We start from the raw sequence: 20,765 nt of genomic DNA, 5'->3' as shown, positions 1-20,765 counted from the left end.
TCAGGCGCTGACGGGCGCAACAGGAAAAATGACAGCCGGATGAAGATTTGTATCAAGTCACTGTTTTTACGGTGTTAATAGAGCCGCCTTCGGCCAGAACCCTGCGCAGCGCGTTAGAATCACGTCGGAATCGCCTTCCGCCCGCCCAGGGGCGAACCGCTTGAAATCAGCGCGCCCTGCCCCTAGCTTTGTCCGTGGCGGGCTTCTGCTCTTCGCGCGTGCGGCCACATTTCCACTGGCCTATAAGTTTTCCGAGGGCGCTGGCTCTGTCGTGACCCTGGTCACGTTACCTGGTGCCCACCTGAATGATCAGGCTTTCGGGAAATCTGACGCCGCCGCGGTCGCAGCGGTTCCCGCCACCCTCCACTACACTTCCGGCGACATGGAAAAGGGCGGCCCGAGGGCCGCCCTTCCAGAGAGACTCAGGATCGGGGAAACGATCAGAAGCCGTAGACCACCGCGACGCCCAGACGGTTGTCGGTGCGGGTGTCGCGATTTTCGACATATTCGGTGCGATAGCTCACGCGGGTCGCCAGCTGGTCCGAGACGCGGAAGTTCACACCCAGTTCGTTGGTGATGCGGTCGTTTGCATCGCTCGAACCCAGATAGTCGGTGTCGTTGGTCAGGAAGACCATGTCGTTGAAGCGGTGGTACAGGCGCGACGAGGCGATGTAGCCCGTCTCGGTCACCGAACCCTCGTCACCCGCGAACGCGGCGCCGGTCTGCTGGTAGCGGATGCCGACACCGGCCTGAACGCGCCACGCGGTGTCTTGCGTGTTGATGATGCGGTAGCCCGGACCGAAGCCGAGGAAGCCGTCACGACGCAGGTCGTCGGGGCGGTTGGTGCCGTCCACCAGACCATCGACCTTCAGGCTGCCGAGGGCGAAGCCGTAGAGCTGGTCGTTGAAGTAGTACTGGGCGTCATAGATCGCCTGCGTCTCTTCGGTGTCGCGGTCGCCGTCGTCGTTCTCGCCATACTCGATCGAGACGCCGACGCTCTGCGCGAACTGGCCCTGATTGTAGTTGACGCGACCCGCGATCGCCAGGTCCTGGTTCTCGGTGTTGCCGGTGCGGCCGGTGTAGCTGAGCGACATGGTGCCGAACAGGCCGGTGCGACGGTCGGCCGGGCCGAAGCGGTCGGAATCAGCCGAACGGTCGAAATCATCGCGCACTGCATCCTCGATATCGGTGATGCGGTCGTCGATCTGCGTCACGCCGACGGCGGTGGCGCCGGTGGCACGCTCGGTCTGGGCCAAGGCAGGAACCGACAGAACGGCCAGCATCGCGGCAGTGCTGGTCAACAGGGTAATCTTTTTCATCTTCATCCTCACGAGCTGAGTGTCGTCTGTCCGGCCGTCTTGTGCCGGAGCATCTCTGCTGGAGTGAGAACTAAGGGCCTGCCCCACCGGTTCAAAGCCCGCCACCCAACAAGGGAAAATGCCGAAAACGTGAGGGAATCGTGACTTCCGCGCTATCGGCAATAGATTGCTCAAATTCGACCGACACGATTTGTGATGCAACCGGCGCGGTTCGGGCGGAACGCGCCCTCTCCTTGCATGTTTGCCGCGTACCCGGCCCGGCGATCCGCTGGCCGGCGATCTTCCCGGTTTGCAACATGGGCGTGAGTGCCTTGAAACTAGGCAAGTAAACCGATTCTTCTGGGGCGCAAAGTTGTTGCGTTCCCGCCACACCTCTGGACGCGGCGAGATCCTGCCGCGCGCGGGAAACCGCGTCGCCACAGGCAAAAGGCCCGGTCGCGAGGACCGGGCCTTGAGGGAAAGGCAGCCTTTGCAGGTGTCAGAACGCTTCGGGGCGCAATTCGCGGGCGATGTGATCCAGCACGGCATTGACGAATTTCGGCTCTTTGCCGTCGGGAAAGAACGCCTCGGTCAGGCGGACATATTCTGAGATGACGACCTTGGGCGGCGCTTTCGCTGCGACCAGCTCCGCCCCGGCCGACCGGAACATCGCGCGCAGGACCGGGTCGATCCGGTCGATGGGCCAGCGCGCCACCAGCGCCCGGTCGGTCGCCTGGTCGATCCGCGACTGCCACGTAACCGCGTCGTCAAGGATGCGCGCGAACAGATCCTCGTCGGCGGCCGAGGTCGGACCGTCACGGTCCTCCGCGTCGATGCGGTAGTTCTGGAACTCTCGCGTGACGCGTTCGGCGGATTGGCCGGCGGCCTCCATCTGGAACAGGGCCTGCACGGCGTACAGCCGGGCGGCACTGCTGAGGCTGCGGCGGTCGGGGCGCGGGGTGGTGGTGTCGGAACTCATGCGCGGCCCTGCCCGTCCAGCTCGCCCGCAAGGCGGATCACGTCATGGGGGACGGCGCGGCCGGGCGCGGACTGCCAGCGGCGGGCCAGAGCGACCAGATGCAGCGCCGCGGCGGCTGCGGCGCCGCCCTTGTCCATGCCTGCGGGATCGGCGCGGCGTTCGGCCTGCACCATGTTCTCGACCGTCAGGATACCGTTGCCGATGCAGATGCCCTGAAGGCCCAGCAGCGCCAGCCCGCGCGAGCTGTCGTTGCAGACCGTGTCGTAATGGGTCGTCTCGCCGCGCACCACGCAGCCAAGCGCGACGAAGCCGTCATGCCGCCCGGCCCGCGCGGCAAGCGCGACCGTAGTGGGGATTTCCAGCGCGCCCGGCACCTCGACCACGTCAAGCTGGGCCCCGGCGGCATCGGCCACGGCGCGCGTGCCCGCCAACAGGTTGTCAGCGATCTCGCGGTAATAGGGCGCGACCACCGCCAGCAGTCGCACGGGCGCATCGAAATGCGGCAGCGGCAGGTCGTGTTGCTCGGTATGGGATGCCATGGCTCAGTCCTTGGGGATAGGCCGGGTGGAATGGATGGAAAGCCCGTAGCCGTCAAGCCCCACGACCTTGACCGGCGCGGTATTCGTCAGAAGAACCAGTTCCGACAGGCCCAGAGTGGACAGGATCTGCGCCCCCAGACCGTATTGCCGCAGGATATGGGGCGAGGCCTCGCCCGGCTGGGTGATGGTCTCGACCAGATCGCGGATCAGCACGACGACGCCGCGCCCCTCATCGGCAATGGCGCGCATGGCGGCAGGCAGACTGCCGCCGGATCCGCGCTGGACGCCCAGAACGTCATGCAGCGGGTCCAGTGCGTGCATCCGCACCAGAACCGGGCCCGGCGCGGTCAGGTCGCCCTTGGTCAGGACGATATGCTCGGCGCCCTGCGTCTCGTCGGCAAAGATCCGCATCATCCATTCGCCGCCATGCTCGGACAGCACCTGGCGCTGTGCACGTTCCACGATCAGGTTGTCGTGGCGCCGGCGATAGCGGATCAGGTCGCTGATCGTGCCGATCTTCAGGCCGTGACGCTGCGCGAAGGCCACCAGATCGGGCAGGCGCGCCATGCTGCCGTCGTCGTTCATGATCTCGCAGATCACGCCCGACGGGTTCAGCCCGGCCAGCCGCGAGATGTCCACTGCGGCCTCGGTGTGACCCGCCCGGACCAGAACGCCGCCGTCGCGGGCGCGCAGGGGAAAGATGTGGCCGGGCGTGGCGATGTCGGCCGCCCCCTTGGCGGGGTCGATGGCCACGCTGACCGTGCGCGCGCGGTCATGGGCGCTGATGCCGGTGGTCACGCCCTCGCGCGCCTCGATCGACATGGTGAAGGCGGTCTCGTGACGGCTGGAATTGCGCGGGCTCATCAGGCCGAGGCCAAGCGCCTCGATCCGGGCCGCGGTCATGGACAGGCAGATCAGCCCGCGCCCATGCGTCGCCATGAAGTTGATCGCGTCGGGCGTGGCCATCTGCGCGGGGATGACCAGATCGCCCTCGTTCTCGCGATCCTCGTGATCGACCAGGATGAACATGCGGCCGTTGCGGGCCTCGTCGATGATCGCCTCGATGGGCGAGATCGCGTCCGACAAGTCCGTCTCGACAGGGCCGGGCTTTTCATACTGCATGGGGATACCTTTCCAGCGACTGCCCCAGATCTAGCCCAGCCGCATCGCGAGGGCCAGAGGCGGGGCGCCGCGTCACGGATGCCCGATGGTCCGGTCGGCCTCGGCCAGCCGGGCGACATAGCGGGCCAGCGTGTCGATTTCCAGGTTCACGGCATCGCCCTCGGCGGCATCGCCCCAGGTCGTGACCTCTTGCGTGTGCGGGATGAGGTTGATGCCGAAGGACGTGCCCTCGACCTCGTTCACGGTCAGCGAGGTGCCGTTCAGCGCGACCGAACCCTTGGGCGCGATGAAGCGCGCCAGTGCGGCGGGCGCCTCGAAGACCAGACGCAGGCTGTCGCCCTCGCGCCGGGCCTCGGTGATGCGGGCCACGCCGTCCACATGCCCGCTGACGATGTGGCCGCCCAGCTCGTCGCCGACGCGCAGCGCGCGTTCCAGGTTCAGCCGCTTGCCGACCGGCCAGCCCTCGGCGCCGATATTCGTCTTGGACAGCGTCTCGGCCGAGATGTCCACGTCGAACCAGTCCGCCCCCTTGGCGATCACGGTCAGGCAGACGCCGTCGCAGGCGATCGAGGCGCCCATGTCCACGCCCGCCATGTCATAGCCGCAGCCGATCCGGGCGCGCATGTCGCCCCGCATCTCGACGGCCAGCACCTTGCCGATATCGGTGATGATCCCGGTGAACATCGCATTCCTTCCCTGCAACCTGCCCCGAGTTAGGCGAAACCCCCGGCCCGTTCAAGAAGCCCGTTCGGGCGGCATCGGGGCGCAAAGTCGCGCAAGGGCCGGGGTGGAACGCATTTGCAGGATAAATCGATGGCGCGAAGGGCCGTCTCGTGCGATGACTGGGAAAGGAAAATTACGTTGTCCGACCATAACGATCGCCCCATGTACCACGATAATCCCGCCCTGCCCAAGGCCCAAGACAGGCAGAACCCGGTGCCGCCCGTTGCCGTGTCGGATCGCGTCTTCCTGATGCTGCAAGGCCCGCATGGCCCGTTCTTCGACCGCCTCGCCACGCTCTTGGCGGCGGCGGGCGCGACGATCTGGCGCTGCGGCTTCAATGCGGGGGACCAGTTCTTCTGGTCTGACCGCGACCGCTTCATCCCCCATCACGGCACGGTCGCCGACTGGCCCGACCATCTGGACCGCATCCTGACCGAAAAGCGCGTGACGGATATCGTGCTTTACGGCGACGTGCGCGCGATCCACGCCATCGCGCGCGAAAAGGCCGCGATCCGCGGCATCACCGTCCACGTCTTCGAAGAGGGTTATCTGCGCCCCTACTGGATCAGCTACGAGCGCGAGGGCTCGAACGGCCATTCCGCGCTGATGCGGATTCCCTTGGCGCAGATGCGCGCGGCGCTCCGCGAACAGGTCAGCGAGGTGCGCCGCCCGCCCGCCCATTGGGGCGACATGCGCCAGCACAAGTTCTATGGCCTGTTCTATCACCTGCTGCTGTTGCTGATGAACCGCGATTACCGCGCCTATCGCGGCCATCGGGCGATCCCGGTCGCGACCGAGGTGCGGCTGAACGCGCGGCGGCTGGTTCTGGCGCCGCTCTATGCCGTGCAGCGCAGCCTGCAATGGCGACGGCTGCGGCTGTCGGGCTGGCCCTTCAGCCTGGTGCTGATGCAGCTGGAACATGACAGCAATTTCCTGGGCCACTCGCCCTTTACCCGCAACGCGCAGTTCATCGACCAGGTGATCGACGCCTTCGCGCGCTCGGCCCCGCGCCATCACCATCTGGTCTTCAAGGCCCACCCGCTGGAGGATGGGCGCGCCGGCAACCGTGCCGCGATCCAGGCGGCGGGGGAACGCAATGGCTGCCTGGACCGGATCCACTATATCCGCGGCGGCAAGCTGGCCGAAATCCTGTCCCATGCGCGCGCGGTGGTCACGGTGAATTCGACCGGCGCGCAACAGGCCTTGTGGCGCGGCATCCCGGTCAAGGCGCTTGGCCGGGCGGTCTATGACAAGCCCGGGCTTGTCTCGGACCAGGATCTCGACACGTTCTTCGCGCGGCCCATGCCGCCCGACCCGCAGGCCTATCGGGTGTTTCGGGACTATCTGCTGCAAACCAGCCAGATCCCCGGCGGCTTTTACGCCAAGCGGTCGCGCGCCCATGCGCTGCGGCTGGTCGCCGACATGATGCTGTCGCCCGAGGACCCGTATCAGGCCCTGGCCGCCGGCCATGTGACCCATCGGCACCAACCGACCGAGAGCGAGCGGTGATCCTCCGTCCCGCTGCAATTCCGGTAGCCGCAGCGGCAATTCCTCGTTAAATTGCGCAAAAAGGCGTCCAACCCAACCGGGCGACAATAACAGGAGTATCAGAGGTGACAGTATCCTTCCGCGCGTCGGCCGTGTTCCGGCTGGTGATGATCGCGTCGCTTGCCCTGCTGGCGGCCTGCGCCCTGCCCCGTTCCGGCCCCAACAAGACCGAGATCTTTCGCGGCTCGGTCGAGAAGGGCGGCAACACCCACGTCATCTATGTCAACGACCACGTGACGCGCGCATCGGCCTTTGCGCCCGCCTTCGGCTTCTCGGCCAGCTTCCGCAACGCGGCCCAGGTCGGCGCGGACGAGATCCGGGCCGGCGACCGGCTGGGTCTGGCGATCTGGGAAAACGTGCAGGACGGGCTTCTGACCTCGGCCGGGGCCAGTTCCGCCCAGCTGACCGAAATTCAGGTGGACAGCGACGGCTTCATCTTCGTGCCCTATGCGGGCCGGGTCCGCGCCGCGGGCAACACGCCCGACCAGCTGCGCCAGATCATCACCGACCAGCTGTCGGTCCGCACGCCCGATCCGCAGGTCTCGGTCGCGCGGGTGGCGGGCGACGGCGCGACCGTCTCGGTCATGGGGCGGGTCAGCGCACAGGGCGTCTATCCGATCGAGCGCCCGACCCGGTCGCTGTCGGCCATGCTGGCGCGTGCGGGCGGCGTCGCGATCCCGCCCGAGGTCGCGGTGGTCACCGTCAAGCGCGGCGGCGAATCCGGCAAGGTCTGGCTGACCGATCTCTATGCCAGCCCGTCCAATGACATCGCCCTGCGCCCCGGCGACCTGATCGTGGTCGAGGAAGACCAGCGCACCTTCACCTCGCTTGGCGCGCTTGGCGGCCAGACGCGCGTGCCGCTTGGCAACGAGGTGATCAACGCGGTCGAGGCCATCGCGATGGTCGGCGGCCTCAGCACCCAGCTGGCCGACCCTAAAGGCGTCTTCGTGATGCGCGACGAGCCGCCCTCGGTCGCCAGCCGCGTCCTGGGCCGGCCCGTCGATACCACGACGCGCTTTGCCTATGTGCTGGACCTGACTCGCCCGAACGGGCTGTTCCTCGCGCGCGACTTCATCATCCGCGACGGCGACACGCTCTATGTGACCGAGGCGCCTTATGTCCAATGGCAGAAGACGCTAGGCGCGATCACGGGCAGCGCCGCGACCGCCAACAGCCTGTCGAACCTGGGCAACTGACCCGCCCATGCAGGCCGAAAGACCACAAGCCGCCGGGACCCCCCGGCGGCTTCATGTTTTCAACCTGGGCTTCCTGCGACAGACGCGCCTTGCGCGCATCCTGACGCTGGCGGGCTGGCGGCCCGTCCTCGGCCTGCCTGGCCCGGACGGCGCGGTAGGCATCTGGGGGGCCAGCCCCACCGCATGGCGCGGGCGCCGCGTCGCGGAACGGACCGGCGCATCGGTGGTCACGGTTGAGGACGCGTTCCTGCGCTCGATCCTGCCGGGGCGGGCGCGGGGTGCGCTGGCCCGACGGGGGGCGGTGGGCCTGCTGATCGACCCCGAAGGCCTGCATTTCGACCCCGGTCACCCCTCGCTGCTGGAGCGGCTGATCCGCGCGCCCCTGCCCCCCGGGACCGAGGCCCGCGCCCGAGAGGGCCTGGCCCGGCTGCGCGCGGCCGATCTGTCGAAATACAATGCCCACGACCCTGCCCTGCCCGCGCCGGAACCGGGCTATGTGCTGGTGATCGACCAGACGCGGGGCGATGCCTCGCTGCGCGGTGCGGGACGCGGGCTGTTCCTGACGATGCTTCAGGCCGCGCGGGACGAGAATCCCGGCCACCGTATCGTGGTCCGCAGCCATCCCGAAACCGCCCAGGGCCTGCGGCCCGGCCATCTGACGCGCGACGACCTGCGCGACGGCGAGATGATCTGCGACGGGCCCATCTCGCCCTGGCGGCTGGTCGAGGGGGCCGCGCGGGTCTATGCGGTCAGTTCGCAACTGGGCTACGAGGCCCTGCTGGCCGGTCATCGGCCACGGCTTTTCGGCCTGCCCTTCTATGCGGGTTGGGGCCTCAGCGATGACGAGGCGGCCCTGCCGCCGGGCCGCCGGGGCCGCGCCACGCCCCAGGCGCTGTTCGCCGCAAGCCACCTGACCGGCCCGGTCTGGTATGATCCCTGCCGCGACCGGCTGACCGATTTCGAAGGCGCGCTGGACCAGATCGAGGCCGAGGCAAAGGCCTTCAGACAGGATCGCCACGGCCACAGGGCCTATGGGATGCGGCTTTGGAAGCGGCGCTTTCTGGCGCGCGAATTCGGCGATGTGCGGCCCTTGCGGTTCCAGTCGCGCCCTTCGGCGCAGGTCACGCTGGCCTGGGCGGGCGCGGCCAAGGCCGTGCCGCAGGCGATCCGGGTCGAGGACGGGTTCCTGCGCTCGCGCGGCCTTGGCGCGGCGCTGACGCCGCCGCTTTCGGTCGTGGCGGACGATCTGGGGATCTATTTCGACCCCACCGCGCCCTCGCGCCTTGAGGCGCTGATCGAGGCCGGGCCGCCTCCGGGCGGCGAGGCGCGGGCGGGGCGGCTGGTCGCGGCGCTGATCGCGGCGGGGCTGACGAAATACAATCTGGGCGGCCGTGCGGACCTGCCCCCGGCGGACGGGCGGCGGCGCATCCTGGTTCCGGGCCAGGTCGAGAATGACGCCTCGATCCTGCGCGGCGCGGGGGCCGAGCGGACCAATCTGGCGCTGCTGGCACGCGTGCGGGCCGAGAACCCGGACGCGCAGGTGATCTACAAGCCCCATCCCGATGTCGAGGCCGGTCTGCGCCCCGGCCTGATCGCGCCCGACAGGCTGACGGCCCTGGCCGACCATGTCGCGGACCGGGCCGATCCGCTGGCCCTGATCGCGGCGGTGGACGAGGTCTGGACCATCACCTCGACCCTTGGTTTCGAGGCGCTGCTGCGCGGCGTGCCGGTCACGACGCTTGGCATGCCCTTTTACGCGGGCTGGGGGCTGACGCGCGATCTGGGGCCGGGCCTGCCGCGCCGCCGGGCGAGGCCCTCGCCCGAGGCGCTGGCCCATGCCTGCCTGATCGCCTATCCGCGATACCGCGATCCGGTCACGGGGCTGCCCTGCCCCGCCGAACTGGCGCTGGCGCGGCTGGCCGAGGGGCGGTGCGGCCAGCCTGCGGGATTGCGCTTGCTGGCCAAGGCCCAGGGCGCGCTGGCGGGACATTCCTGGATCTGGCGGCGCTGATCGCGGCGGCTTTTGGGGGGCGCTGCCCCCCGTCCTGCGGACTCCCCCCGGGATATTTGGACCAAGGCAAAGACAGGACCGGCGGCACAAGGCGGACGCGGCACCGGGACGCATTTGCAAGCGGGGGCGGCGCGGGGCAGGTTGCGTGGCCGAAACTGCTCCGAGGACGCCGTGAGCCGACTGATCCTTGTGCTGGGAGACCAGCTTTCCCATCACATCGCCGCCCTACGCGAGGCGCGGCCCAGCGATGTCGTCCTGATGGCCGAGGTGATGGACGAGGCCAGCTATGTCCGCCATCACCCGCAAAAGATCGCGTTCCTTTTTGCGGCGATGCGGAAGTTCGCGGGTGAACTGCGCGCGCGGGGCCTTGAGGTCGTCTATACGCGGCTGGATGATCCCGAGAACAGCCAGTCGATCGGCGGCGAGATCCTGCGTCTGGCGGCCGCGCGGGGTCTGCGCGAGGTGATCGCGACGGAACCGGGCGAATGGCGGCTGATCCGGGCCCTGGGCGATCTGCCGATACCCGTGCATCAGCGCGCCGATGACCGGTTCCTTGCCAGCCATGCGGAATTCGAGGCCTGGGCCGAGGGCCGCAAGGAATTGCGGATGGAGTGGTTCTATCGCGAGATGCGGCGCAAGACCGGCCTGTTGATGCAGGGCGACCAGCCCGAGGGCGGGCAGTGGAACTATGATCACGACAATCGCAAGCCCGCCTCGGGCGATCTGCTGCGCGTGAGGCCCCCGTTCTGCGAGCCCGATGCCGAAACGCAGGCGGTCCTGGATCTGGTCGAGGCGCGCTTTCCGGGGAATTTCGGCCGGCTGCGGCCCTTTGGCTGGGCAACGGACCGCGCGGGCGCGCTGCGGATGCTGGACCATTTCGTCCGGCATGCCTTGGACGAGTTCGGCCCCTATCAGGATGCGATGCTCGCGGGGGACCCTTTTTTGTACCACTCGCTGCTGTCACCCTATATCAATGCCGGGCTTCTGTCGCCGCGCGAGGTCTGCGAGGCCGTGGCGCAGGCCTATGCGCGGGGCGAGGTGCGGTTGAACTCGGCCGAGGGCTATATCCGCCAGATCCTGGGCTGGCGCGAGTTCATGCGGGGGATCTATTTCCTGGAAGGGCCGGATTACACCGCGCGCAACCTGCTGGATCACCGTCGCGACCTGCCGGCGCTATTCTGGGGCGCGCGGACGCGGATGAGCTGCATGGCCGAGGCCATCGGGCAGACGCGCGATCATGCCTATGCCCATCACATCCAGCGCCTGATGGTGACCGGCAACTTCGCGCTGCTGGCCGGGATCGATCCGGCGCAGGTCCATGAATGGTATCTGGCCGTCTATATCGACGCCTATGAATGGGTCCAGGCGCCCAATGTCATCGGCATGAGCCAATTCGCGGATGGCGGCGTGGTCGGGTCGAAGCCCTATGTCAGTTCGGGCAATTACATCAACAAGATGTCCGATTATTGCAAGGGCTGCGCCTACAAGGTCGCTGCACGGACGGGGCGGGATGCCTGTCCGTTCAACCTGCTTTACTGGGATTTCCTCGACCGGCACCGAGAGCGTTTCGCGCGCAATCCGCGCATCGGGCGCATCTATGCGACATGGGACAGGATGGACGAGGCGCGGCGCCGCACGATCCGGGCCGAGGCCGCGGATTTCCTGCACCGGATGGAGGCAGGCGAAACCGTCTGACGCTTGACGCGAGACTTGGCCCCGGCGCAGTCTGGCCCAAAGCAGGAGAGACCGGCAGATGATCTGCAATTGCGGCCACCATGCGGCGGCCGACCCGGAATTGGGTGGCGAGCCCGTCACCCTGTCGCGGCCCGCCGTCGCCTTGCATGGAAGGCTGATCTGCCGCAATGCCGCGGACATGATGACTGCGCTGGACCTGCTGCCGGCACATGTCACCGCCAGCCGGGCCGAGCCGGGCTGCCTGCTGTTCCGCATCGAGCAGAGCGATAATCCGATGGAATGGTCCCTGGCCGAGATCTTTGCTGACGCGGCCGCGTTCACCGCCCACCAGACCCGGACGGCCGCCAGTCTCTGGGGGCAGCTCAGCCGCGATATGGGGCGCGATTTTCACCGCCACGAGGTGCAGCCGCGCATCCGGCCCGAAAGCCCCGCCGACGGCGCCGCGCTTGACGCTCTGCTGGGCGATGGCCGCGAGGGGCGCATCCTGCAGCGCCTGCGCGAGGATGGCGATCTGGCCCATTCGCTGATCGCCCATCTCGAGGGGCATGCGGTCGGCCATGTCGCGTTGTCGCCCATGCAGGCGGCGCGCCCCGCGCTGGCGCTTGGGCTTCTGACCGTGCATCCGGCCCTGCGTGGCCGGGGGCTTGCCCGCGCCCTGATCAATGCAGCCGTCGCGGTGGCAGGGCCTCTGCCGGTCGTCGGGATGGGCCAGCAGAGATTGTTTGCCGCTTGCGGCTTTCATCAGGCGGCTCTGGTGCCGGACGTTGATGGGGCGGTGCCGATGATCCACGGCACTTTGCCCGCCGGCAGCGCGATCCGTCACGCGCGTGCCTTCTCTGGTCTTTGAGCGGCAAGCGGACCCCTTGCGCCCCCCTGCTGCAGCGTCCACATCTGGACGGGACAAGGGAAAGGAAAGATCATGGCAGGCAGCATGGCATATGACGCGCAGGAACCGGCAAAGGGCGAATTCGGCGCCCTGCCCGAATGGGATCTGACCGATCTTTACCCGGCGCCCGACAGCCCGGAACTGGCTGCCGATACCGAGGCCCTGGGCCAGCGCGTGTCCCGCTTTGCCCAGACCTATCGGAACCGCCTGGCCGATCTGACCCCTGCCGAGATGCTGGCCTGCATCCAGGAATACGAGCGGATCGACATTCTGGCCGGTCGCATCATGTCCTATGTCGGGCTGCGCTATTACCAGAACACCACCGATCCGGTCCGCGCCAAGCAGATGGGCGACATGCAGGGCAGGATCACCGAGCTGACGACTCCGCTGGTTTTCTTCAGCCTGGAATTCAACCGTATCCCGGACGAAACCTATCAGGCGGTCTTTGCCGCCGCCGACGGCCCGGCGCGCTATAAGCCGGTCTTCGACCGGATGCGCGCGATGCGCCCGCACCAATTGTCCGACGAACTCGAACAATTCCTGCACGACAATTCCGTCGTGGGTGCCGCCGCCTGGAACCGCCTGTTCGACGAGACGACCGCCGCGCTGACCTTCGACGTGGACGGAGAGACGCTTGGCATGGAAGCCACGCTGAACCTGCTGACCGACCATGACCGAGCGCGCCGCGAGGCCGGTGCCCGGGCGCTGGCCAAGGTATTCACCGCCAATGTCGGTCTGTTCGCGCGCATCCACAACACGCTGGCCAAGGAAAAGGCGATCGAGGACAAGTGGCGCAAGATGCCATCGCCACAGCATGGCCGCCACCTGTCGAACCATGTCGAACCCGAAGTGGTCGAGGCGCTGCGTAATGCCGTCACCGCCGCCTATCCGCGCCTGTCGCATCGCTATTACGCGCTCAAGGCGCGCTGGCTGGGGCTGGACAAGCTGCAGGTCTGGGACCGCAACGCCCCCCTGCCGACGGACACGCCCCGCCTGATCGACTGGCCCGAGGCGCAGGCCACGGTGCTGGACGCCTATGCAGGCTTTTCGCCCGAACTGGCGGAACTGGCGCGACCCTTCTTCGACAAGGGCTGGATCGACGCGGGCGTGAAGCCCGGCAAGGCGCCAGGCGCCTTTGCCCACCCGACCGTGACCACCGCGCATCCCTATATCCTGCTGAATTACCTTGGCAAACCGCGCGACGTGATGACGCTCGCGCATGAACTGGGCCACGGCGTCCACCAGCGCCTTGCCGCCGCTCAGGGCGAGCTGCTGGCATCAACCCCGCTGACGCTGGCGGAAACCGCCTCGGTCTTTGGCGAGATGCTGACCTTCCGCGCCCTGCTGGCCCGCACCACCGATCCGGCGCAGAAAAAAGCCCTGCTGGCCGGCAAGGTCGAGGACATGATCAACACGGTGATCCGCCAGATCGCCTTTTACGATTTCGAATGCCGCCTGCATGCCGCCCGCGCCGAGGGCGAGCTGACGCCCGACGACATCAACGCCCTGTGGATGCAGGTCCAGCATGAAAGCCTTGGCCCGGTCTTCGACTTCATGCCGGGATACGAGACATTCTGGACCTATATCCCGCATTTTGTGCACTCGCCCTTTTACGTCTATGCCTATGCCTTCGGCGACGGGCTGGTGAACGCGCTATACGCCGCTTACGAGGACGGGCTGCCCGACTTCCAGGCCCGCTATTTCGACCTGCTGAAGGCGGGCGGGTCGCGTCACCACAAGGAATTGCTGGCGCCCTTTGGATTGGACGCCTCGGACCCGGCCTTCTGGGACAAGGGCCTGTCGATGATCGAGGGGCTGATCGACCAACTGGAGGCGCTGGAAGACTGACCGAAACGCTTTGCCGTTGTCGGAGGCCGGTTTATGATCGGCCTTCGACGACTGGGAGAGAATCATGGCGAGACGCGCGGTGCTGGGCCTTGTCCTGGCTCTGACTGCTGCAATCCTACTGTTCTTTCTTATCGCCCCCTCCACGATCGAGCGACGCATGAACCGCGTCACCATGCCCCCGGAAGGCTGGCCGGTCAGCGAAAGCGCGCAGGCGCTTCATGCCGAATTGACGATCGGCGACCTGCATTCAGGAATGCTGGTCTGGGACCGCGCCCCGCTACGCCGCACCGACCGCGGCCACACCGACCTGCCGCGCCTTGTCGAGGGTAATGTCGCCGTGCATGTGGTCGCCGCGAATACTGACAGTCCCTTTGGACAGAACTACACGCGCAACCGTTCGAATTCGCGCGACCGGGTGTCGGCCCTGTTCATCACGCAACTTCGCCCACCAAGAACATGGTTCTCGGCAATGGAGCGCGCGCTGGAACAGGCCCGCGTCCTTGCCGATGCCGAGGCACGCGCCCCCGAAACACTTCGCATCATCCGCGCACGTCCCGACCTCGACGCCGTTCTGGCGGAACGCGAACTGGGCCAGCCCGTCGTCGGGGCCCTGCTGGCGATCGAGGGTGCCTATCTGCTGAACGGGGATCCAGCCAATCTGGACCGGCTGGTCGAGGCCGGGTTCCGCGTCGTCGGACTGGTCGAGTTTCTGGACAACGAACTGGGGCCAAGCCTGCACGGCGAAGGCTATCGCGATTACGGTCTCACCGATTTCGGCAGGCTCATGGTCAGGCGCATGATCGACCAGAACCTGATCATCGATCTGTCCCATGCCTCGCCCGCCACGGTCGCGGATGTGCTGGCCATTCCGGGGGCGCGGCCGATCCTGTCGCATACCGGAGTGCTGTCGCATTGCCCCAGCACCCGGAACATCGCGGACACCAAGCTGCAGCGAATCGCCGAGGCAGGCGGGTTGATCGGCATCGGTTTCTGGACCGATGTCGTCTGCGGCGCGACCCCGGCCGAGATCGCGGGCGCGATCCGCGCCGCGATCGCTCTGGTGGGCGAGGATCATGTCGCGCTAGGCTCGAACTGGGACGGCGGTGTGACGGTCCCTTTCGACGCGGCGCATCTGCCCGCCCTGACTCAGGCCCTGATGGATACGGGTCTGCGCGACGAACAGATCCGCAAGGTGATGGGGGGCAACATGATCCGCTTCCTCAGCGAAACCTTGCCGCCGGAATGAGAGGGCGCACATGAAACGAACGAGGTTGCTGAACGCGCCGCTGTCGGGGCTGATCGCCTCGATGGGGCATGGCGACCTGCTGGTCATCGGTGACGCGGGCCTGCCCGTTCCAAAAGGCGTTCCGGTCATCGATCTTGCGGTGATGCGGGGCGTTCCGGGGATCTTCGATGTCCTCGACGCCGTGCTGGCGGAACTGGTGGTCGAACGCTCGGCTCTGGCGACCGAGGCCGACCCTGCCCTGATCGCCCGCTTTGCCGAGCGCGAGATCGGCGCGCTCGGGCGCATTTCACATGAAGATTTCAAGCTGGAAAGCCGCTATGCCCGCGCGGTGGTCCGAACGGGTGAATGCACGCCATACGCGAATATCTGCCTTTGGGCCGGCGTTGCCTTCTAAAGCAGGAACCAGCCGCTCAGCGATGGTGTTCCGTTGCACAATTGCAGACAAAACAATCGAAGGAGTGTCTCATGCAACGGAAATTCATCGGTTTCGCCGCGCTTCTGGCCATCATGGGATTGGCCGCTTGTGAAACCGTGGAAGGTGCAGGCCGCGACCTGTCCACGGCCGGTCAGGTGATCCAGCAGGAAAGCGCCGAGGTTCAGGCGGGCACCTGACACCGCGCCCCAGCACGGCGGCGGACCTTCCGCCGCCTGACGGCGCGGGCCTCATTTCAGCTGTGGGTCCAGATAGCTTGCGACCTGCCGGGACTGGGTTTCGACCAGATGCAGGGCCGCGTCGTCCAGATCGGTGCGGGTCGTGCGGCTGAGAAAGCAGAACATGCCAAAGACGCTGCCATCCGCCCTGTGCACCGGGACGCTGAGATGGCTGCCGATCGGGATCATCCGCGTGATCGGCAATTCGACTGCGATCGGATGTTGGCTTGTATCGCCCATCAGGCGCGGCAAGCCCCCGTCAAGGATATGTTTGCAATAGACCTCTCGCAGGTCCATCGACTGGCTGGGCTGGATCATCGCCTCAAGCCCCGGCGCGCTGACGGCGCGGAAGACGGCACGTTCCTCGACGAATTCGGAAAGATAGCCCACCTCCATCCCCAATGTCTCGCGCACGGCTTCCAGCGCCGTCTGGATGGCGGTCGCGCGCGCGGCATCCGCCGCGATCCGGGGGAGGGTGGCATTATGCTTCGTCATGGGAACCTCTTGCGCCTGATCGGGGCAGAGTAACCCGGAACCGCGTCCAAACGAGGCCCATAGTCGTGACAGATTTAGCGATCCGCTTCGCCTGGCAAGGGCTGGAACAGCGCCGCGACCTGACGCTCGTGCGGCTTGGCGCGGTGTTCGACCAGATAGATGCCCTGCCAGCGGCCCAGCATCATCTGACCCTTCTGCACCGGGATCTGCAGGCTGACCGGCATAATCGCCGCTTTCAGATGGGCGGGCATGTCGTCAGGGCCTTCGTAGCGGTGCGTGACCCAGCCCATCGACGGGTGATCGGCCGGGGGCGCCAGCCGGTCAAGCCAAGACAGCAGATCGTGCTGCACCTCGGGATCGGCATTCTCCTGGATCAGCAACGAGGCCGAGGTATGACGGATCATCAGGGTCAGCAGGCCGTCGCCTTGACCTTTCAACCAGGACGCGACCTTGTCGGTGATGTCATGGCAGCGCGGGCCCTGCGTGCGGATCGTGAAGCTGATGATCATTTCGCGGCCTCGGATGCCGGCAGGGCGGGCGGTTCGTCCAGCGGGTCGTGGTCCATCGTGATCTGCTTGCTGGCCCGCGCGCCAAGGCCGCGCAGCATCTCGACCTGCCGGATCACGTTGCCAGAGCCGCGCGACAGACGGTCCAGCGCCTGTCCCTGCGCCTTGTTCGCCTGATCCAGCGCGCGGCTGACACCCTCCATCGCGTCGATCACCCCGGCCAGCTTGTCGTAAAGCGCACCGGCCCGGCGCGCGATCTCGGCGGCGTTGCTTTCACGCCGCTCGACTGCCCAGATATGCTCGACCGTCCGCAGGGTCAGCATCAGCGTGGTGGGTGTGGTCAGGCCCACGCGCCGCTCCATCGCAAAGGCGGCCAGGGCGGGGTCGGCGCGCAGCGCCTCGGAGAAGGCGCCCTCGATCGGCACGAACATCAGGACGTAATCGACCGCGCCATCGTCCAGCCGCTGATAGCCGCGATCCGAAAGCTGGGTGACATGGGCGCGCATCGCGGCCACATGGCGGCGTAGCGCGGCCTGCGCCTCGGCGGGGTCGTCATGGGTGACGGCGATCTCGTAATCGTTCAGCGAGACCTTGCTGTCGATCACCATGACCTTGCCGCGCGGCATCTTGACCACGACATCGGGCCGCCACAGCTTGCCGTCGCCGTCGCGCCAGCTGGACTGCATGTCGTAATGCGTGCCCGCCAGCAGGCCCGAATCCTCGAGGATGCGTTCCAAGACCATCTCGCCCCAGGCACCCTGCCGCTGCTTGTCGCCTTTCAGCGCGCGGGTCAGGGCCACGGCCTCGCGGCTGATCTGCTCGCTGCGTTGGTGCAGCGACAGGATATGTTCGCGCAGCCGCACGGCTTCCTCGTCAAGGATGCGGTTGCGGCTGGTCAGCTCGGTCTGGAAGCGGTGGACCTGTTCGCGGAAGGGCGTCAGCAGCGCGTTCAGCTGATCGTTCTGGCTTTTCTGAAGATCGGCCTGCTGGTTGCGCAGCGTTTCTGCCGAGAGCAGCTTGAACTGTCCCGTCATTTCCTCGCGCAGCGCGCGCAGCGTGGCGACTTCGCGGGCGCTGGCCTCGCGGTCCTTTTCGGCGGCAAGGCGCGTCTCGGCCAGCCGGGTTTCAAGCGAGGCATGGTCGCGGCGGGCCTGATGCAGGGCGTCGGTCAGAGTGTCGCGTTCCTCGGTCAGTTCGGCCAGGCGGGTTTCCTGCAGGTCCACCCGCGTCTCGATCTGGCCCAGACGCAATTCGGCCTGATGGGCGCGGATGGCGTTCTGTGCGGCCTGATCCTCGGCCTGCGCGCGCAGGCGGTCGGCGGCGTCCAGACGATCCTCGGCCAATGCGGCACGCTGACCGGCCTGCGCCGCGCGCCGCCACAAAACCAGCAGGAACAGCGCCAGCAGGGCCGACAGAACCTGCCAGGGCAAGGCACCAATGAAAACGGGGCCAGCAAGATCCGACATGAGCATCCCCTTGAAAATGCGGCCAGTGTTCACATTTTGTGCCGCAAGGCAAGGGTACTAGCCGGGCAGCATCCGCAGAAAGCTGGCCACCCCGCCCGCGTAATCGCCGGGATTGACGGTCGAGCTGCCCGAGCGTGCGAACCAATCCATCAGCGAAACCTGATCGCGGTCCGAATAGCGCATCGTCCAGTTGCGAAACAGCCGATGCTCCAGCCCACCCGCGGACAGGATCTGCACCTGATCGTGGCGACGGTCGCGCATCAGCAAGGCCATCACCTCGCGCAGGGCCGGGGCCGGGCCTTCAAGCCATTGAAAGAACAGCCCAGCCTCGTGGTGCAGACAGCCTGTCAGGTCCAGCCTGCGGTTGCGGCCCCGCGCCGAGTCGAGGATGGCGCGCATGTCGTCATCGTTCAGCCCGGGCGCGGCATTGCTGCGGTATAGCAGGAATGACAGTCCGTTCAGTCCGCCCAGCCTATTGGTCAAGGAAGGACCGCAGCTTCCTGCTCCGCGACGGGTGCTTGAGCTTGCGCAATGCCTTGGCCTCGATCTGGCGGATGCGTTCGCGGGTGACGCTGAATTGCTGGCCGACCTCTTCCAGCGTGTGGTCGGTGTTCATGCCGATGCCAAAGCGCATCCGCAGCACGCGTTCCTCGCGCGGGGTCAGGCTGGCCAGAACGCGGGTCGTGGTCTCCTTGAGGTTTTCCTGGATCGCGCTGTCCAGCGGCAGGACGGCGTTCTTGTCCTCGATGAAATCGCCAAGCTGGCTGTCTTCCTCGTCCCCAATCGGGGTTTCGAGGCTGATCGGCTCCTTGGCGATCTTCATCACCTTGCGGACCTTTTCCAGCGGCATCTGGAGCTTTTCGGCCAGTTCCTCGGGCGTCGGTTCGCGGCCGATCTCGTGTAGCATCTGGCGGCCGGTGCGCACCAGCTTGTTGATCGTCTCGATCATGTGGACCGGAATGCGGATCGTGCGCGCCTGATCGGCGATGGATCGCGTGATCGCCTGCCGGATCCACCAGGTCGCATAGGTCGAGAACTTGTAGCCGCGGCGGTATTCGAACTTGTCCACGGCCTTCATCAGGCCGATATTGCCTTCCTGAATGAGATCAAGGAATTGCAGGCCGCGGTTCGTGTATTTCTTGGCAATCGAGATGACCAGGCGCAGGTTCGCCTCGACCATTTCCTTTTTCGCCTGACGGGCCTCTTTCTCGCCACGCTGGACCTGAGCCACGATGCGGCGGAATTCCTCGATATCGACGCCGACATATTGGCCGACCTCGGCCATGTCGCCGCGCAGCTTCTCGACCTGATCGCGCGAACGGTCGAACAGGGCCTGCCAGCCGCGACCGGCCTGAGCGGACATGCGATCGATCCAGGTCGGGTCCAGTTCGCTGCCGCGATAGGCGTCGATGAATTCGCGGCGGTTGATGCGGGCGGCATCTGCCAGCTTCACCATGCCGGAATCGATGGTCACGATGCGGCGGTTGATGCCGTAAAGCTGATCGACCAGCGCCTCGATCCGGCTGTTGTTCAGGTGAAGCGAGTTGACCAGAACCACGATTTCGGAACGCAGGACCTGATAATCGGTCTCGGCGGTGGCCGAGAAGCTGTTATCTTCGTTCAGCGTCGCGGACATGCGCTGATCCTGCATGTCGGCCAGACGCTCGTAGTTCAGTGCGATGGCTTCCAGCGTCTCGAGGACCTTGGGCTTGAGGCTGGCCTCCATCGCGGCCAGCGACAGGTTCTGACCCTCTTCGTCCTCATCCTCGTCGTCGTTGCGCAGAGGGTTGCCGTCGGCGTCGAATTCCTCGCGCTTCTGGGCGGTCGTGCCGGATTCGGCCTCGGGGGTCAGTTCTTCCTCGTCGGCATCATCGCCCTCGCCGTCGAGTGACTGGCCGAACGTGGTTTCCAGGTCGATCACGTCGCGCAGCAGGATCTCTTCGTCCAGAAGCTCCTCGCGCCACATGGTGATGGCCTTGAAGGTCAGCGGGCTTTCACAGAGACCCGCGATCATCGTGTTGCGACCGGCCTCGATGCGTTTGGCGATGGCGATCTCGCCCTCGCGCGACAGCAATTCGACGCTGCCCATCTCACGCAGATACATCCGCACGGGGTCGTCGGTGCGGTCCAGCTTTTCGGTCTCGGTCGCGGCGACGGCGACCTCGCGCGAGCCGGAACCGGTCACGGCGACCGCGCCGCCCTCGGATTCCTCGGCACCGTCTTCGTCCTCGATCACGTTGATGCCCATTTCCGAGAGCATCGACATCACGTCCTCGATCTGCTCGGAACTGACCTGCTCGGGCGGCAGGACGGTGTTCAGCTGATCATAGGTGATGTAGCCCCGCTCGCGGGCCTCGGCGATCATGCGCTTGACCGCCGCCTGGCTCATGTCCAGCGTATGGGCGTTGTCGTCGCGTTCGGTCTTGTCGTGATCGTCGTCCTTGGCGGCCATCAACGGCTCCCTTTTCAGCGGTCTGGCAGCGATTCGCGAGGAAACCGAATCGGCGCTTGAGACCAAGATATCTAGCCTGCTTCGAGGCCGAATCAAAGACCGGC

The 20,765-nt window shown here is 66.5% G+C and carries 19 protein-coding genes; 9 read left to right on the top strand and 10 right to left on the bottom strand.

Annotation, left to right across the window (positions count from 1 at the left end):
- Nucleotides 1–440: 440 nt before the first annotated feature.
- From ACTZWU_RS12635 to ACTZWU_RS12615, 5 genes are all read right to left on the bottom strand, one after another.
- Entirely contained in the window at nt 441–1,319 is an 879-nt protein-coding gene (locus tag ACTZWU_RS12635) for a DUF481 domain-containing protein (protein WP_444737716.1), read from the bottom strand.
- A 478-nt stretch (nt 1,320–1,797) separates the two neighbouring features.
- Nucleotides 1,798–2,277, bottom strand: a complete 480-nt coding sequence (nusB, locus tag ACTZWU_RS12630; RefSeq protein WP_444737715.1) for a transcription antitermination factor NusB — start codon at nt 2,275–2,277, stop codon at nt 1,798–1,800.
- Nucleotides 2,274–2,816, bottom strand: a complete 543-nt coding sequence (locus ACTZWU_RS12625; protein ID WP_444737714.1) for a 6,7-dimethyl-8-ribityllumazine synthase — start codon at nt 2,814–2,816, stop codon at nt 2,274–2,276. The genes nusB and ACTZWU_RS12625 overlap by 4 nt, the downstream gene beginning before the upstream one ends.
- Nucleotides 2,817–2,819: 3 nt before the next feature.
- The gene (ribB, locus tag ACTZWU_RS12620; RefSeq protein WP_444737713.1) at nt 2,820–3,938 is read right to left on the bottom strand and encodes a 3,4-dihydroxy-2-butanone-4-phosphate synthase; all 1,119 of its coding nucleotides are present in this window, start codon (nt 3,936–3,938) and stop codon (nt 2,820–2,822) included.
- A gap of 72 nt (nt 3,939–4,010) precedes the next feature.
- Entirely contained in the window at nt 4,011–4,622 is a 612-nt protein-coding gene (locus ACTZWU_RS12615; RefSeq protein ID WP_444737712.1) for a riboflavin synthase, read from the bottom strand.
- Nucleotides 4,623–4,910: 288 nt separating this feature from the next.
- Between ACTZWU_RS12615 and ACTZWU_RS12610 the strand changes: the two genes are divergently transcribed.
- The 9 genes from ACTZWU_RS12610 to ACTZWU_RS12570 all read left to right on the top strand — a co-directional run bounded on the left by ACTZWU_RS12610 (nt 4,911) and on the right by ACTZWU_RS12570 (nt 15,703).
- Nucleotides 4,911–6,170, top strand: coding sequence for a capsule biosynthesis protein (locus ACTZWU_RS12610; RefSeq protein WP_444737722.1), 1,260 nt, complete (start codon nt 4,911–4,913; stop codon nt 6,168–6,170).
- Nucleotides 6,171–6,316: 146 nt separating this feature from the next.
- On the top strand, nt 6,317–7,405 hold the full coding sequence (locus tag ACTZWU_RS12605; protein WP_444737721.1) for a polysaccharide biosynthesis/export family protein: 1,089 nt from the start codon (nt 6,317–6,319) through the stop codon (nt 7,403–7,405).
- A 7-nt stretch (nt 7,406–7,412) separates the two neighbouring features.
- Nucleotides 7,413–9,416, top strand: a complete 2,004-nt coding sequence (locus ACTZWU_RS12600) for a capsular polysaccharide biosynthesis protein (RefSeq protein WP_444737711.1) — start codon at nt 7,413–7,415, stop codon at nt 9,414–9,416.
- 171 nt (nt 9,417–9,587) lie between these two features.
- Nucleotides 9,588–11,111: a cryptochrome/photolyase family protein gene (locus ACTZWU_RS12595; RefSeq protein WP_444737710.1), complete on the top strand. Its 1,524-nt coding sequence runs from the start codon at nt 9,588–9,590 to the stop codon at nt 11,109–11,111.
- A gap of 58 nt (nt 11,112–11,169) precedes the next feature.
- Nucleotides 11,170–11,958, top strand: coding sequence for a GNAT family N-acetyltransferase (locus ACTZWU_RS12590; RefSeq protein WP_444737709.1), 789 nt, complete (start codon nt 11,170–11,172; stop codon nt 11,956–11,958).
- Between the two features lie 72 nt (nt 11,959–12,030).
- Nucleotides 12,031–13,845: a M3 family oligoendopeptidase gene (locus ACTZWU_RS12585; RefSeq protein WP_444737708.1), complete on the top strand. Its 1,815-nt coding sequence runs from the start codon at nt 12,031–12,033 to the stop codon at nt 13,843–13,845.
- A gap of 64 nt (nt 13,846–13,909) precedes the next feature.
- Nucleotides 13,910–15,091 (top strand): dipeptidase, encoded by a 1,182-nt coding sequence (locus ACTZWU_RS12580; RefSeq protein WP_444737707.1) that lies wholly within the window; start codon nt 13,910–13,912, stop codon nt 15,089–15,091.
- Between the two features lie 10 nt (nt 15,092–15,101).
- Nucleotides 15,102–15,485, top strand: coding sequence for a D-ribose pyranase (gene rbsD, locus ACTZWU_RS12575; RefSeq protein ID WP_444737706.1), 384 nt, complete (start codon nt 15,102–15,104; stop codon nt 15,483–15,485).
- 71 nt (nt 15,486–15,556) lie between these two features.
- On the top strand, nt 15,557–15,703 hold the full coding sequence (locus tag ACTZWU_RS12570) for an entericidin A/B family lipoprotein (protein WP_444737705.1): 147 nt from the start codon (nt 15,557–15,559) through the stop codon (nt 15,701–15,703).
- Nucleotides 15,704–15,754: 51 nt separating this feature from the next.
- Here the strand turns inward: ACTZWU_RS12570 and ACTZWU_RS12565 are convergent, their stop codons facing one another.
- The 5 genes from ACTZWU_RS12565 to rpoD all read right to left on the bottom strand — a co-directional run bounded on the left by ACTZWU_RS12565 (nt 15,755) and on the right by rpoD (nt 20,661).
- On the bottom strand, nt 15,755–16,237 hold the full coding sequence (locus ACTZWU_RS12565; protein WP_444737704.1) for a GAF domain-containing protein: 483 nt from the start codon (nt 16,235–16,237) through the stop codon (nt 15,755–15,757).
- Nucleotides 16,238–16,311: 74 nt separating this feature from the next.
- Nucleotides 16,312–16,746: a secondary thiamine-phosphate synthase enzyme YjbQ gene (locus ACTZWU_RS12560; protein WP_444737703.1), complete on the bottom strand. Its 435-nt coding sequence runs from the start codon at nt 16,744–16,746 to the stop codon at nt 16,312–16,314.
- Entirely contained in the window at nt 16,743–18,209 is a 1,467-nt protein-coding gene (locus ACTZWU_RS12555; RefSeq protein ID WP_444737702.1) for a DNA recombination protein RmuC, read from the bottom strand. Before ACTZWU_RS12555 ends, ACTZWU_RS12560 begins: the two co-directional genes overlap by 4 nt.
- A gap of 57 nt (nt 18,210–18,266) precedes the next feature.
- Nucleotides 18,267–18,692 carry a BLUF domain-containing protein gene (locus tag ACTZWU_RS12550; RefSeq protein ID WP_444737701.1) on the bottom strand — a complete coding sequence of 142 codons (426 nt, stop codon included), beginning with the start codon at nt 18,690–18,692 and terminating at the stop codon, nt 18,267–18,269.
- Nucleotides 18,682–20,661 (bottom strand): RNA polymerase sigma factor RpoD, encoded by a 1,980-nt coding sequence (rpoD, locus tag ACTZWU_RS12545; protein WP_444737700.1) that lies wholly within the window; start codon nt 20,659–20,661, stop codon nt 18,682–18,684. The genes ACTZWU_RS12550 and rpoD overlap by 11 nt, the downstream gene beginning before the upstream one ends.
- Nucleotides 20,662–20,765: the final 104 nt, after the last annotated feature.

The sequence above is a fragment of the Paracoccus sp. NSM genome, assembly GCF_052379855.1.
Lineage (GTDB): Bacteria > Pseudomonadota > Alphaproteobacteria > Rhodobacterales > Rhodobacteraceae > Paracoccus.
Note: the sequence above shows the minus strand (reverse complement) of the source record. Positions and strands in the feature narration are given on the sequence as shown.